The 14,784-nt window shown below is 54.5% G+C and carries 12 protein-coding genes and 5 pseudogenes; 6 read left to right on the top strand and 11 right to left on the bottom strand.

Going from position 1 to position 14,784, the window contains the following annotated elements:
* Positions 1–246 precede the first annotated feature (246 nt).
* From ACMAUO_RS17055 to ACMAUO_RS17070, 4 genes and pseudogenes are all read right to left on the bottom strand, one after another.
* Positions 247–552 (bottom strand): non-heme iron oxygenase ferredoxin subunit, encoded by a 306-nt coding sequence (locus tag ACMAUO_RS17055; protein WP_420358108.1) that lies wholly within the window; start codon positions 550–552, stop codon positions 247–249.
* The gene (locus tag ACMAUO_RS17060; protein WP_420358109.1) at positions 549–1,025 is read right to left on the bottom strand and encodes a nuclear transport factor 2 family protein; all 477 of its coding nucleotides are present in this window, start codon (positions 1,023–1,025) and stop codon (positions 549–551) included. The genes ACMAUO_RS17055 and ACMAUO_RS17060 overlap by 4 nt, the downstream gene beginning before the upstream one ends.
* A gap of 460 nt (positions 1,026–1,485) precedes the next feature.
* Positions 1,486–2,634 (bottom strand): acetamidase/formamidase family protein, encoded by a 1,149-nt coding sequence (locus ACMAUO_RS17065; RefSeq protein ID WP_420358110.1) that lies wholly within the window; start codon positions 2,632–2,634, stop codon positions 1,486–1,488.
* Between the two features lie 227 nt (positions 2,635–2,861).
* Positions 2,862–3,406: pseudogene (locus ACMAUO_RS17070) on the bottom strand (IS701 family transposase); the annotation flags it as partial.
* A gap of 339 nt (positions 3,407–3,745) precedes the next feature.
* Here ACMAUO_RS17070 and ACMAUO_RS17075 point away from each other — a divergent pair.
* The 3 genes from ACMAUO_RS17075 (at position 3,746) to ACMAUO_RS17085 (ending at position 8,032) form a co-directional block, all read left to right on the top strand.
* Complete coding sequence (locus tag ACMAUO_RS17075) at positions 3,746–4,849, top strand: LLM class flavin-dependent oxidoreductase (protein ID WP_420358111.1); 1,104 nt, start codon at positions 3,746–3,748, stop codon at positions 4,847–4,849.
* Positions 4,850–4,994: 145 nt separating this feature from the next.
* Positions 4,995–6,227, top strand: a complete 1,233-nt coding sequence (locus ACMAUO_RS17080) for an NAD(P)/FAD-dependent oxidoreductase (protein WP_420358112.1) — start codon at positions 4,995–4,997, stop codon at positions 6,225–6,227.
* 708 nt (positions 6,228–6,935) lie between these two features.
* Positions 6,936–8,032 (top strand): IS3 family transposase gene (locus ACMAUO_RS17085; protein ID WP_420358101.1). Its coding sequence is split into 2 segments (ribosomal slippage): positions 6,936–7,188 and positions 7,188–8,032, totalling 1,098 coding nucleotides; the frame shifts between segments, so codons are not numbered across the junction.
* Positions 8,033–8,132: 100 nt separating this feature from the next.
* On the opposite strand, the pseudogene ACMAUO_RS17090 reads toward ACMAUO_RS17085, so the two are convergent.
* The 5 genes and pseudogenes from ACMAUO_RS17090 to ACMAUO_RS17110 form a co-directional block, all read right to left on the bottom strand.
* A pseudogene (locus ACMAUO_RS17090) lies at positions 8,133–8,557 on the bottom strand (transposase); the annotation flags it as partial.
* 131 nt (positions 8,558–8,688) lie between these two features.
* Positions 8,689–10,098 carry a purine-cytosine permease family protein gene (locus tag ACMAUO_RS17095; protein WP_420358113.1) on the bottom strand — a complete coding sequence of 470 codons (1,410 nt, stop codon included), beginning with the start codon at positions 10,096–10,098 and terminating at the stop codon, positions 8,689–8,691.
* Positions 10,099–10,333: 235 nt separating this feature from the next.
* Positions 10,334–10,717 (bottom strand): hypothetical protein, encoded by a 384-nt coding sequence (locus tag ACMAUO_RS17100; RefSeq protein WP_420358114.1) that lies wholly within the window; start codon positions 10,715–10,717, stop codon positions 10,334–10,336.
* 3 nt (positions 10,718–10,720) lie between these two features.
* Complete coding sequence (locus ACMAUO_RS17105) at positions 10,721–11,917, bottom strand: aromatic ring-hydroxylating oxygenase subunit alpha (protein ID WP_420358115.1); 1,197 nt, start codon at positions 11,915–11,917, stop codon at positions 10,721–10,723.
* A gap of 344 nt (positions 11,918–12,261) precedes the next feature.
* Positions 12,262–12,429: pseudogene (locus tag ACMAUO_RS17110) on the bottom strand (integrase core domain-containing protein); the annotation flags it as partial.
* A 151-nt stretch (positions 12,430–12,580) separates the two neighbouring features.
* Here ACMAUO_RS17110 and ACMAUO_RS17115 point away from each other — a divergent pair.
* Positions 12,581–13,022: pseudogene (locus ACMAUO_RS17115) on the top strand (IS66 family transposase); the annotation flags it as partial.
* 300 nt (positions 13,023–13,322) lie between these two features.
* Here the strand turns inward: ACMAUO_RS17115 and ACMAUO_RS17120 are convergent.
* Positions 13,323–13,445: pseudogene (locus ACMAUO_RS17120) on the bottom strand (IS630 family transposase); the annotation flags it as partial.
* Positions 13,439–13,963, bottom strand: a complete 525-nt coding sequence (locus ACMAUO_RS17125; protein ID WP_420358116.1) for a transposase — start codon at positions 13,961–13,963, stop codon at positions 13,439–13,441. The pseudogene ACMAUO_RS17120 and the gene ACMAUO_RS17125, both read right to left, overlap by 7 nt.
* On the opposite strand from ACMAUO_RS17125, the gene tnpA reads away from it, so the two are divergent.
* The gene (gene tnpA / locus ACMAUO_RS17130; protein WP_420355398.1) at positions 13,964–14,371 is read left to right on the top strand and encodes an IS66-like element accessory protein TnpA; all 408 of its coding nucleotides are present in this window, start codon (positions 13,964–13,966) and stop codon (positions 14,369–14,371) included.
* Entirely contained in the window at positions 14,368–14,727 is a 360-nt protein-coding gene (gene tnpB / locus ACMAUO_RS17135; protein ID WP_420355399.1) for an IS66 family insertion sequence element accessory protein TnpB, read from the top strand. Before tnpA ends, tnpB begins: the two co-directional genes overlap by 4 nt.
* The last annotated feature ends 57 nt before the right edge of the window (positions 14,728–14,784 follow it).

Here is a 14,784-nt window from a genome sequence, read left to right on the forward strand (position 1 = left end):
ACCGAAAGAATTTCCCATCTATCTATCCGCAATCTCTATTTTATAAAATAGAGACTCAGTACCAAAGAGATGACGTTAAACAACCATGCCGCATCCTGCTGCCTTACTGGACCGCCGGCCACATCTACCCACCTGGAGAATAGTACAAAATTCGATATCGAAGCAGATTTTTTATTGTGAAAAATCCTTTTTTACAAATTAAACTAAAAAATAGAATCTTAACTCGTTGCAATATGGTTCTCAGATTCAGCCCTCAATGATGATATCATCGCCGTCACTTATAACCTGATAGGCAACAATATTGACCGAACAAGGCGCTCGTATTGCCCGACCGGTACGGATGTCGAATGAACCCAGATGAAATGGGCACAAGATCTCGAAACCATCCAGTTCTCCATCAGCTAACGATGCCTGCCCATGAGAACAAAGATCGTCGGTCGCATAGTATTTCCCGTCAATTTCATAGACGGCAATAACTCGCCCGTCCGTCAACTCGAGGCGAGTGATACCATCAGAATCAAGACGCGACATCGTGATACGTTGCAGCATCATACGTTTCTCTTGTCGCCGAAACTCGGCTGCGACGTACCCGTGATCAGTCTAAGATCCAGATTCACCTCGACGAAGAGCCATTCTTCACCATGCCGTGCCAGCCGGGTATCATATGTTCCGGCAATCCATTGATCTCGAACCCCGTCAGGCTGAGCCATGCGCGCCAATTCCCATAGATACCAGCGGCAGCGTGCCTGTGAGAGATCATCGTCAACTTCGATAAGGGGGGCTACATTGTAATGGGTCGTCCAGAGCATACGCGTCCGACCGATCTCCACCATTGCCGGCAAAATTTCCGACCGCCCCTCATATCGACCGAAACCCCGCGCCTCCCACGTCGCCGTCTCCGCATATAGCTTCTCAAAAAGCATCGGATCATTTCCGCGGTCGGCCGCAATAGCGTAACGGGCGACCTGAGCTCGAATCGCTTCTATCGCTTCGATCCGCGCCAACCGTGCATCGATCGACAGCATCAGCATACTCCAGACTGCAAGGCACGGTAAGGCCTCATCGGTTGCCCGCTCTGGGCGCCCATGAAACGCTTTTCTTCGAAAGCGCAGGACGTGTTCACATCGCAATGGATAGGTGTCCGGCTGGACGGGGCTTTCCAGAGATCCTGAAAGAAACGCATCTCCTGTGAACACAATCTGGTCTTTCCACCCGTGTCATAGAGGCAGCCGCGGGCAAGATGTTCGAAAACCCCAAGCAGGTTTCTAGCAAACGCTCTCTCTCCAGTTCCGATCGCCGCGACGTTGCTGCGATGAGTGTCCACGCTATGAAAGGCTGGCATTTCGTTGACGCGACCGAAATACAGCCTTCCCTTACGGAAGCACTTGGTGTACCCAGCTTCACAATGAGTCAGCGATATATGGGGAGCAAGCGAAGAGGGCCGTATCCCGGGGCCACGATATGTCTGATCCATAGCTTTTCTCCTTAACCGTCGACAAAAATGTCGAGTGGCAAGACTGCGGTAACGACAAAATTGGGAACATCGACCAACTGTCCGATACGCAGATCCACAGCCACAGCGGCCACAACGTAAGCCTGCTCGCGTGTCAGTCCTTTGTTGACTACCATCCAGTCAATGATGCGCAAAAGTGCGTCACGCGTGGCCAGCGTGAGATCTTCCGAAAGATTCGTCAGCCCGGCGACTTTTGGGCTGTCAAGGTAAGCAAGATGCACCGGGACGAATCCTGCTTCTTTTACAGGCATACCAGTGACCGCATAGAACCGCGATGGCTCTGTATTACGCAATTGGCCGCCACCGGAAATATGGGGGAAACGCATATGGCCACCACCGCCCTTGATAATCTCGGTCCTAAGAGTTACCCGCGCTTCCATTTCAATCGCTTGGCCACATACCTCACCGTCGCCCTGAGCATAATGAATGTCGCCCGTCCATAAACCTGCTCCCTCTACAAATACGGGGAAGATAACCGTGGTACCGACCTGCATGGCTTTGACATCCATATTACCACCGTTTTCACGCGGCGCGCAGGTTCGCATCGCCTCTGCAGCATAAGGCGCCCCAGGGCCAAACAAATGCGCAGGCAACGCGCACTGTGGTTCCGGTTGCAACGCAAAGCCGCCGGCCCTAGCCAGAGCCGCCTCGCGCCTAAGAGCCTCCTCCGTCTCCGCCTTGCCCGGCAGCACACCGATCGAACCGGGAAAAGCACAAATCGGAACTCGAATACCAGGCAACTGCTCGGACCTAGCAAAGTGCGGACCCAACTCCCAATGCACAACATACGGACCTGGAATTTCGTCGCGCAAAAAGCCGAAGCCCGGCGTAACCGCAGTGTAGCCATAGGAGGCGGGCTCGATATCGACAATCGTTACCGCAAGGGCATCCCCAGGCTCAGCACCCTCGATATATACTGGTCCGGTCATTGGATGAATGCGCGCGGAATCGGCCTGGGCCACGTCTTCCTTTGTTGAATCGAAAGAAATCTGATTATCGAGAGCATCGCGCGTCTCATATATGATCAAATCGCCAAGCTTAGCACGCGCTACCGGTGCAATCGACCAGTGCAGACGATTGAAGCACTTGGAGTCTTCAGCGGCAGTCGCACCGGTACGCATGATCTCTATTATATTTGCCATATTCTTCCCCGAATTGAACGTCCGCGAGGATGCCTGTTGGCTCCGATATTCCGCATACAGAATGATACTGCTTATACGCACGACGCTAGCCTCTGCGCGCGCCCACTAGCCCGGAATGGCAGTTTGTCGAAGGTGTTTGCGGCAATGGGCTGGAAATCTCGCGGGCCGTCTAGGCCGACATTTTTCACGAAATTGAATGATACTCAAGCCAGCATGACCACCGAGACGTGACGGTGCCAGCCATGCCAGGATCGTGTCTCGTTGTGGTCGAGGCCGAATTCGTTCTTGGCGGTCTCGAAACCCTCTTCAATGCGCCAGCGCGTACCCTCGACGCGCACCAAAGTCTCGAGCGGCGTTCCCTGAGGGCACCAGGTCGTGAGATACGCCAGGTCGCCATCAGAGGGATTGCGCCGGACCAGCAGCCCACGGGTCCATGTCCCGGTTGAGGTATCTGAATATTCGGAGGCTTCGAGATCGGCCATCGGCAATACAGCCAGTCATACAGCCGCTCGCCCTTGATGCCGCGTCCGGCGGAACCGCGGACCCAGGCGGCGTCCGGCAGGATGTCGACAATCTCGCGCGCCTGGCCAGCCCAGCAGACATCCGGCCGCCAGGAATGGAAGTGATGATTAGCATTCACGCCCAGAACGTAGCCCCGACTGGCGCGGCGCAAAGCCATTTCCAGCTCCCCGACGCCATAGACGCTGTCGCCAGCCACCCACCGGAACGGCACAGCGGCCGCAAGAGCCCGGCCCCGGCCGTACACTCATCGACGCGACCTACCGCATCGGGTACTAGCCTTCCTTTCTTCCGACGCCTTCCAGAACCAGCTTCTTAAAAAAGCTATATTTTCCGCGCCGATTCAATCACATATTCCATCAATTGAGTCCGCTACAATACCTAGTGAAACACAAAAAATCGTATGTCAATTCTCAGATATTTGCCGCAATGGGCCAGAAACCGCGCAAACGGGCTAGCGCTGATGACAGCAGCCGCTGTTGCATTCGTTAAACGTGCAGTTTCGATTTTGGCGCAGTCGCGCTGACCAAGCGATATTTTTTTGACGCTCTATATGTGAAAGTATGCGTGCATGGATCCGACAGCACACCCTCTACGCCAAGATCGACACTTTAAGCTTGGAACCTTCTCATCAAACTGTGCTGGCGGCATGTCCATCACCACGGTACCTGAAAAATGGATTGGAAGCTGGGACGAAAATCTGGCACTTGGTCAGATGCTCGATGCCGCCGGAATCGACTTCATGCTGCCAGTCGCGCGCTGGATCGGTTATGGGGGCGGCAGCGATTTTCATGGGAAGGTGCTTGAAACCATGACATGGGCGGCCGCACTCTTAGCCTCGACCAAACGTATTAGCGTAATATCCACAGTGCATACCACCGCCTTCAATCCCGTGGTCGCGGCCAAGCAGATTGTGACACTCGATCAAATTGGCCACGGACGGGCAGGAATCAACATTGTTGCCGGCTGGAACAAGCCAGAATATGAAGCGCTCGGTCTCAACCTGCCCGACGACCACAAGACGCGTTACGCCTATGCACAAGAATGGTTCGAAATTGTCTCTCGGATATGGAATTCTCCCAGACCATTTGATTTCAATGGTCAGTTTTTCAAATTAAAGGGTGTCTACGGTGATCCTGGTCCCTTTCGCGGGACACCGCCGGTTCTCAACGCTGCCGGCTCCGAAACTGGCCGAATTTTCGCCGTACGCAATGCTGATTTCCTCTTCACGCCCGCGATCGACCTCAAACGCTCACGCCAAGAAACTGCTGAACTGAAAGCGCAGGCTGCGAACCAAGGACGTGCCGTTGACGTTCTAACCTTCAGCCACGTCGTTTGCCGACCGACCCGCAAAGAAGCACAGGATTACGTGCAGTATTTCGGCTATGAGCATCGCGACACCAAAACGCTGGACCTTGTCATTGCACTACAGTTTGCACATGCGCAATCTTTCCCACACGATCTACTAAAATTAATCAAGGACCGCTTTGCGGTCGGCCATGGCGGCTTCCCACTCATTGGGACACCGGAAGAGGTAGCTGACGGGATTTGCGCTCTGCATGAATGCGGTTTTGGGGGCACAACGCTGTCTTTCGTCGATTATGTCGCAGAATTCCCCTATTTCCGCGACAATGTGCTCCCAATCCTGAAAGATCGCGGCCTGCGTACAGCATAAAATGACATCATAGATACTATTTCGTATTGACTCCAGAACAACACCCCACACTAGATAAATTAGAAAATAAAACAACGAAGTGACAAGTTATACCAATTATATATACCAACAAAACACTATCCCTCCTAAAACAGAAAAATGATCGATGAGAAAATTTGATGTCCTGATCGTTGGTGGTGGTCACGGTGGCGCAGAGGCAGCGATCGCACTGCGGCAGAGCGGTTTTGCGGGAACAATCGCGCTGGTTTGCGCCGAGCCCGAACTGCCCTATGAACGCCCCCCTCTCTCAAAGGAATACTTGGCCGGCGCGAAGACCTTCTCCCAGCTCCTGATTCGTTCCGCTGCATTCTGGCTCGATATTGGAATAGTAGTCTTGATTGGAACCCAGATCGTCGCCATTGATCCCAATTCCAGAACAGTCCTTACAAAACAAGGTGAGCCACTCAGCTATGGCGATCTCGTCTGGGCCACGGGGGGCGATGCTCGAACATTGCCATGCCCAGGTGCCACTCTCCCCGGCGTCCATTCCATCCGGAATCGATCTGACGTTGATCATATAAAGAAAAAATTAAATAAATACTCCAGACTTGTCGTAGTGGGGGGAGGATATATTGGACTAGAAGCTGCCTCCACTCTCATTTCACTTGGAATGCATGTAACTTTGCTGGAATCTCAAGACAGAATATTTTCTCGGGTTACAGGCATGACACTCTCCCGATTCTACGAAACCGAGCATCGCGCTCAGGGCGTAGACATCCGTCTTGGCGCACACATCGATCGTATTGAAGGCAATGACAAGGTCCAGGGTGTTGGTATGGCCGACGGAACCATCCTGCATGCTGACATGGTGATCGCAGGTATCGGCATTGTTCCAGCCGTAGCGCCTTTACTCAAGGCTGGCGCACGCGGCGGAGACGGCGTGTCGGTCGATGCTTATGGTCGAACCTCGTTGCCGCATATATTCGCTGTTGGTGATTGCGCACTGCACGAAAACGCGTTCGCCGGAGGCCGGGCGATCCGCCTGGAGTCCGTCCAGAACGCCAATGATATGGCCAGGACTGTCGCCAAGACCATTACCGGCAGATTTGAGCCGTATTGTGCAGTCCCGTGGTTCTGGTCCGACCAATACGATTTACGACTCCAAACCGTTGGACTGTCTGGAGGATATGAGAAGGAGATCGTTCGCGGCGATCCAATGAGCCGTAGCTTCTCGATCATTTACCTTAAACGTGGTCGTGTCATAGCCCTCGACTGCATCAATGCGCCCAAAGACTTTATGCAAGGTAAGGCCCTCGTCGCCAATGGAACAGAAGTACACCCGGATCAGCTTGGCGACCCAAGCGTGTCACTCAAAGCTATTTTCAACGTTGCCAAATGAGCTACCATATCCTTGGAATTACCCTGTTAAAACCAGGAGACATTGATCCATGTGCCATCATTTTCTCAAACTGGATGAGGCTTTTGAAGTTTAACGCTCAATGTCGCCCGATGGGATTGTAGAAACCATTGATGTGGCGGGCAACGGCGCGGGTAGCCCCAGTTCTTATATAGAAGGCAATGCGCGAAACACATTCCAAACTCGAAACTTCGAAGAGAGTCGAATTACAAATATCGCAATACTAAAGGACGTAGCAGTTGACTCGTGTGTGAAGTGACGGGCGGCGCCGGCTCTGATTCTCCTGATGCGGGAGAATCGGCTGATGATAAGGGCGATTCAGCTACGGGATGACTTTTCGACCTCTGCCCTGAGGCGACTTGCGGCGCGAACGCGAACGCTGCGTGTCACGCCTCCAGAGCAGTTTCTACCCGATTTGCATCATTTGGGCTTCTCTTGTCTGGCATAATCTGATTCAAGTTGATGTCAGCCCTGCCAATGCTATCCGTTGGTGCCCCCTGACCGTTGGTGCACCTTGGCTCGAGAGGCTGGCTGTGCTACGCTGAAGCCGCACGGCGGCGATCGCTTGTCAGGCCGGATCGACGAGCAAGATGACCTGACGCTTGCCGACTGACATGCTCCGCGAAAACACGGCCATTTTGAGTTGGAATTTTCCACGTAAGATCCCGTAAGCGGGACGAGGAGAGTTTCATGAAGGCATCGAAGTTTACCAAGGCGCAGATCGCGTTTGTATTGAAGCAGGCGGAAGGGGAAACACCTGTCGCCGAGGTCTGTCGGAAGGCCGGCATTTCGGATGCGACGTTCTACAACTGGCGGAAGAAATATGCGGGCCTGATGCCGTCCGAGATGAAGCGGCTGCGGCAACTTGAAGACGAGAACGCGAAGCTGAAACGGATCGTGGCGGACCTGTCACTCGACAAGGCGATGCTGCAGGACGTGCTGTCAAAAAAGCTCTGAGGCCTGCGCGCAAGCGCGAACTCGTGGACAAGCTTCAGGGGGAGTGGAAGATCTCGACACGGCGCGCCTGTGCGGTGCTGCAGATCGATCGTTCCCTCTATGTCTACAAGTCGAAGCGCGGCACGCAGGCCGAACTGACACAGCGGATCCGGGAGATCTGCGCAACCCGTGTGCGCTATGGCTATCGCCGTGTTCATATCCTGCTGCAGCGGGATGGCTGGGCGGTGAACCCGAAGCAGATCTATCGTCTTTACAAGGAGTTGGGCATGCAACTGCGCAACAAGGTGCCCAGGCGCCGGGTCAAGGCGAAAGTGCGCGAGGACCGTCGTCCTGCGGCGCACACCAATGATAGCTGGGCGATGGATTTTGTTCACGACCAGCTTGCGACGGGCCGCAAGATCAGGATCCTGACCGTGATCGACACCTTCTCCCGTTTCTCGCCGGCCACGGATCCCCGGTTCAGTTATCGCGGCGAGGATGTCGTCCAGACCCTGGAGCGGATCTGCGGGCAAATGGGTTATCCCAGGAGCATCCGGGTCGACCAGGGCTCGGAGTTTGTCAGCCGGGATCTTGATCTATGGGCGTATCAGAAGGGGGTCGTGCTCGACTTTTCCCGCCCGGGCAAGCCGACCGACAATAGCTTCATCGAGTCCTTCAACGGCAAATTCCGGGCCGAGTGTCTGAACACGCACTGGTTCATGAGCCTTGACGACGCCCGGGCAAAAATGGAGGCTTGGCGTCAGGACTACAACGAGGTCCGGCCACACAGCGCCCAACCCCCGATATCGCTACTGAACGGCTCTCCGGCGGATCTGTCGGTTGAGCCTTGACCCCGGAAGTTTCCAGTTCACGCTGGCCCAAAGTCGGGGAGCACTTCACAACCCCACAGACCCTAACTCAAAACTGAGGGCATGTTCGGGGCAGGGTCAAGATCTCCTTGATCCTGGCTTCAAGTGCGGCCTGATCGTGTCGACGGAGCTTGTAATGGTAGGTGGACGGATCGACTTCCAGAACCCGGCAGGCACGCCGGATCGAGATGTCCCACTCCCCACGCATCGCGTCGACCAGCGTGCGCTTGCGAGCAGGCCTCAGATTTTTCGACGGATCACGTCCTGCAGCATCTCCCGATCCAGCGACAGATCCGCCACGAACTTGCGCAACTTGGTATTTTCATCCTCAAGCAGCTTCAGTCGCCGCATCTCCGTCGGCAGCAGACCGTCATACTTCTTCTTCCAGTTGAAGTATGTCGCCTGGCTGATCCCAGCCTTCCGACAAATCTCCGCGACGGGGATGCCGTCAGCCCCTTGTTTCAGAATGAACGCCTTCTGTGCGTCCGAAAATTTCGATGCCTTCATCGCTTTCCGCTCCTCTTAGCCAGAGAAAAGGCACGCGGAAAACTCTAACCAAAAACGATCCAGTTTGTCGGGAGCAGATCAGAAACTCTGAAACATAATCCATCTTACGATTTACTTAATGTTTCGGGAGTTTAGCGGACGGTGGCATTGCGTCTCGCACGACGAAAGAATTCGAAGATGCGTAATCCAGAATAGACAATCGATGTCACCGCGACTGCTGAGATAAATGGAATTCGATCGAATCGCGTAGGCGCAATCAACCCGGTAACAACTCCAAGTATGAATGAGAATATCCCTAACCAGTTGACGTCCCATCTTGTCGGTGCCCGCCCACCCAGCGCATTGGTAAGGACGAAATCAGCTACCATCAATGTGGCAATGCATGTGCTAACGATACCAAAAAATGCCAAAAATTTCTCGAAAATTTCGAGAGAATTCCCGAACACAAGAACCAGAGCGATTATATTTGCGAAGACCACGAAGGCCAGACGACCTGGTCTTACCCCGAACAATGTATCAAACAGATTAGCAAGCGAGAGAGACGACGAATACGAATTAAGTACCTGCGCTTTGAGCTGGGCACAGATCATCAAAAGCGTACCAATTACACCGCCAAAGACGATGAAAGCCGCAACGATCTGGTCTGGGCTTCTTATCGCCATAGCTTGTGCCGCATCTGCCGAAACATGGCCACTCTTCTCGAAATAAGTAACAAGGGTCGGCATACCAGCATACATGATGATGCCTCCTAGCGCGACCATGAGGGCATTTGCTCCCACCCCCAAAAAGGCTGCAATCCCAATATCTCGGGAGCGACGCGCATAACGGCCGAGATCCGCATCGACGAGTGCCAATGCCCCAGCTTGCCCTATCATGAGATTGATACAGAAGATCAGTTTGTCACTATTGCTGTTTATTGCCATCGCACCAAGCATTTTTTGTGGAAGTTGGCTAGGAAACGCAACCATGACCGCAAACGGCAACTTCGATTTGTCTACAATACTGACAATGATCATTGAGAGAGAAATCAAAAACAAAATCTGGGAAACGGAAGAGGTGCACGTAACGATCTTGAACCCGTAAGTCGTAAGAACGATCCAGGCAAGTGCCATCATACCACAAATAGAGAAACGTATCCATATGGTGTCTGGTCGATCAAAGAAAAACAAAAGACCATGATAAAGCAAAAGGTTTTCCATTGCTAGAAAACCAATCATCATGCAACTGAACAACAGCGCCGGAAGCATAGCGCCCCGCCGGGCAAAACCGTGATCACGTGCGATCACGGTGCTGGAAAGGCCGGTGACGCATGCCACGTGACCCACAGCCCAACCGAATGATCCGCCAACGAGTGCCACGATGAGGCTGGCCAAAAGCGCAATATAGAAACCCGCCACAAAAGTGGTGAGTGCACCGATGAAAACCGCGATCAACGTCGTGACGATGCCCGTCGTACTCCAGGCTAGATGAATCCAACTTTTTCGTGCTTCGACTGGCACAGACTCTAATGCGTAGTCATCGATCGATGATGCAATAGCCACAAAAACGTTCCCTTTATGTTACTTGAATTCAATCTCACTTATGTAAGTCAGTTATCTTTTCGTAATCGGCACGGATCATGGGACAAGCTTCGCTATCAATTGTCCAGGATAACCATCACCCCCCGGATCCCCTTCTCATAGGAAGCACAAGTACGATTTTTTTCATCATCTCGTAGAGAATTCAACAATCATCATATTGTACAAGCGAAGCGTCATAGCACTCAATAGCACTGTGTCAGCGCTCGCGACTCCTGGGAGGGTTACCGTGCCACGTTGATTGTCCTCCATGGATGGCAATCAGACGTTTTTCCTCGAAAGCATAGGGCACTTTGGGATCGCAGCGGTATAATTCAACATGCGGGGCCACTTCTGCCATCGAAAATGCCAGATTAAGTAGGAATCGACGGGTTTCAGGTAATTCACCAAGCGGGAAACGATCAAGCTCTTCCATAATCGCTTCAAGATGCGGTGTAATACCGTCATAAAGCATCTGAAGCTGTTCCGGCGATGAAGATTGACGCTGGGCCTGGCGGGCATCGGGTGTATCCAGATCCCACATCGAGAATATTGCCAATTCCTCGAAACCTTTAAGACATGACTTATTCATTACCTCATACACCCTTTATCCGTTTACATACTGATCGACGACTGCTGCACCGTGACGAATAAGAATTTCGTCATCCTGCAGAATCTGAAAGCGTTTGGCGCCCGATTCCATCGCCCGTTGTGTGGCTTCCATGGTCGCGGTGTCTTCAAGCCACGCATTACGTTGTAGAATCATTGCGTGCTCCAATGCCCAGCGCTCGCTATGCGTCTTCGGTGCCCGGACATAATACCGCCCTTCCCACAATGTTCTGTTATGCGCCATCGGCCAGAACTGATGCGTAAACCAAATTCCTTCGGAGACGTGGATCAATGTATTGGGAAATAGCACTCCCAACTCGAAGGCAAAGTCACCACGTCCGTCGGGGTTGATCGTCGAAGGCAAGACAGACGTCTTGCCTTCGACCGTTGTCAGCGACCCACGAGCAAGACTATTCGCCAAAGCCCCAATCCGCGTCGGAGTGGCATCGGCCGTCAAGCACACTGCGCATGTACGATGAGGCCCCAATAGCTTCACATTCTGCAATCCGGATGAAAAGGTATTGGGAAACGAACCCGCATGAATGGTATCGACATGATAAGCTTCGGCAAACGCGTCGTGCGCAACCTTCCAGTTACAGTTCAGGTAAGTATGATACTTGAATTCATAGTCCATTTCGGCGAACGGATACCCGTCCAGGTGATCGGCATATAATCCAAGAAACTGACGGAGATCTGTAGCCGGCGCTTCCGACAGATTGATAAAGATGAAGCCGTTCCACACATCACAGTGAATGGGCGTCAGACCATTTTCGTTTTTATGAAAGCAAGGATAGAATCGCCTCTCCTGCGGAACTGATTTGAGCTCCCCATCTGCGCCATACACCCAGCCGTGGAAGCGGCACGTCAACACGGCAGCACGATTGCCGCCAAACGTCTCCTCCCCGCTCTCAGTCACCACCGTATTGCCCCGGTGCGCGCACATATTATGATAGGCACGAATTTCTTCATTCTTGCCACGGATCAGAATCGCGGACGTGTTCGCGACCTCGATCCGTTTGACTTTATAGTCACCCGGCCGAGGCAATTCTTCAACCCGCCCGACACAGAGCCATACTTGGCGGAAAATCTTATCACATTCGGCATCATAATAGCTCTTCGAGATGTAAGGTTCGATTGGGATCGGCCCAGTGCCCAGACTCGGGTTCTCATTAAGCCAACGATGTGCTTGATCCATGCTCTTCCTCCTCAAGCGTCGATAAAAATGTCTGCTCGCCGTGCGGCCGCAATAACTCTGACCTGCTCACGCGACAATCCGTTATTCATCATCCAGTCGATAATACGCAAAAACTCGGCAACCCCATCTCCGACATTCACCTAGTAAAAAAACCAGATAAAAAAAACATTCCACCCATGTAGAAGACACACTTAGATTGTCCTTACATACAGTCAGAATTCTAGCCTCTATGCGCGCTACCTAGCCCAGAGACGCAACTCCTCTAACAGACTGTCGAATTGACCGCTCTTTCTGATCTGCTCCCAAACGTTGGACCGCCGGATGGTAGAGTTTTCGGCGTGGTTTCACGGTAATGGGCTGGATATGTCACCGGGAATATGCAGCGAGATCGACGTCCTGTTGCCAATCGCCCCATGCGGGCGGACCTCGTTGTAGTCTCTGCGCCAAGCCTCCAACTTTTCGCGTGCATCCGCAAGCATCAGGAACCAGTGCGCGTTCAGCGTGTGTTTCCGAGCATCGAGCGGAGCGGCCTTGATGGCCGTGAGCACCGAAGCACAGGAAACGCGCGCTGGATCGCCGCCAGCGCGCGTTTCAGGTCAGGCTCTGAGACCCTTGCCCGCGAGGGGATCGATCTCGACACCTCAACGCTGGCCGACTGGGTGGGCGCCGCTCGCTGTGAAAGCCGTGCGCAGGATCGATGCGATCTTCGAGACCGAGCACGCCATCAATGGCGCAACGCCGACGCAGCGTCTCGCCGTGCGGCAGGAGCGCATCGCGCCATGGTCGATGACCTACTGGTCTGGATGCGTGACAGTGGTGCCCGCCTGTCGATGACGGTTCCCGTTGCCGTTTCCTCCACGACAGACGGATCTGCCTGACCAACAATGCCGCCGAACGCGCACTGCGCGGCATCGCCCTGGGCAGAAAAGCCTGGCTGTTCGTCGGCTCTGATCGTGGCGGGCAGCGCGCCGCCAACGTGTATTCCCTTATCGTCACCGCCAAGCTCAACGATATCGATCCCCAGGCATGGCTCGCCGAAATCCTTGCCCGGATCAACGATCAGCCCGTCTCACGCCTGCATGAACTCCTGCCCTGGAACTGGAAAGATTCAGGACTGCACCAGAATATCCATGCCGCCCAAATACGCCTGCGGTGTTCCAGACGGTGCAGCTCGGCCCATCGCGGCAGATGGAGGGCCCGGCTGGTCCAGTCCGACGTTCGCGCCAACTTCGGACGAAGGCAGAGCGGCTTCATACTCGTGCCCTGCTGAAAAGGTTCCAGACCGCCCGAAAGCGGCTGGTCCACCAGCAGGGCATCAAGGTGCATCGGAATTTCCGGCACCCGGACCCGCTGGTTCCGCGTCGAAATGGTGGAATGCAGATAGGTTCAGTGTCTCGCCGTCATCGAAGCGCTCTTCGATCACGCGTTGCAGATCGACACGGCGCCAGCGTACCACGCCATCGCGCTGTCGATCCGGACCCGCCTCGACCAGGGCTTTCAATTCGGCCTGCTGTGCGACGTTCATGCGGCGATCCCCCCGATCCCGTCTGACCTCAAGATGTGACAGGAAATGCGGCTGTAGGAACTGTCGGTGACGGCGATGATCCTGCGTCCGGGAAGCCAGCGGACGACCTGAAGCAGGCCCTGCCGTGCCCGGTCGGTCAACTTCCGGTGGGACGTTCCACGCTCATGCGCGTAGCGTTCCGAGGGACACAGCACAGTCAGGAACGGCAATCCCCACACCCGTCCGGTCCATGACAACGGCGCCAGAAGCATGAACGCTTGCCAGCGCAGGCCGCTGGCTTTCACGAAGTGTCCGCGCGACGACCGAACCGGATCACGATAAATGCCACGCGCGCTGAGCCTGCGCCCTGTCCGCCGTTCCAGCGTATCGTCGATCCCGATGATGACCGGACCGTCAGGAACCAGAACCGAGACCAGCCAGACAATCAGCGTCCTGGACAGGGACAGGGACAGGGCGCTCCGTAAGCGCCGACGGAACCCGACCTTGTTCGGGGCGGGAATAGCGTGAAGCTGGCGAGGCACATGGAGGCCTTGCGAGTGGATATTGAGCAGTCAAAAGAGCCTCGTATGAGCGCATGCCGGGATGGTGGAGCGGTCGTGCGAATGGAGCGGCGGCGGCATTGGAGCAATGAGGAAAAACTCGCGATTCTGAAAGAGACGACGCAGCCAGGCGCTATCGTTGCGGTAGTGGCGCGACGCTACGGGATCGGAACTGGCCAGCTATACACATGGCGCAAGCAATTGGTGCGCGGTGCGATGGCCGGGTTCGTGCCGGTCGAACTGGTGAGTTCCGAGTCTCCTGCAAAGCCATCGGAGGTCGGCCGCATCGACATTCGGCGGGAGGGCGGCTTCACCGTATCGGTCGACAGGCTCGTTGACCGGGAAGCACTGAGGCTGGTCCTCGACATCGTCGGGGAGCTTGAACGTTGAGTCTGACGCTGCCGCCGTCGGCGAAGATCTATCTGTCGCTGGCGCCGTGCGACATGCGCAAAGGCTTCGACGGATTGTCGTCCCAGGTTAGTAATATCCTGCAACTCGATCCATTCTCCGGCGCTGTATTCCTGTTCCGCGGCAAAAGAGGTGACAGGTTGAAGGCGCTGGTCTGGGACGGGTCGGGGCTCTGCCTGTATGCGAAACGCCTTGAGCGTGGGAAGTTCGTGTGGCCCCGAACCCAGGACGGGGCGGCAGCCCGACTCTCGGCTGCGCAATTGGCGATGCTGATTGAAGGTCTCGATTGGAGGCAGGCGATCATCCATGACGAGGTGCCTGCACCGACCTTTGCGTGAACGGTAAAACCGCAGAAAACTGAGGTTTTATATAGGATCGGAACGTTGCTCGCGCTA

The organism is Gluconacetobacter brunescens (genome assembly GCF_048695475.1).
GTDB lineage: Bacteria > Pseudomonadota > Alphaproteobacteria > Acetobacterales > Acetobacteraceae > Gluconacetobacter.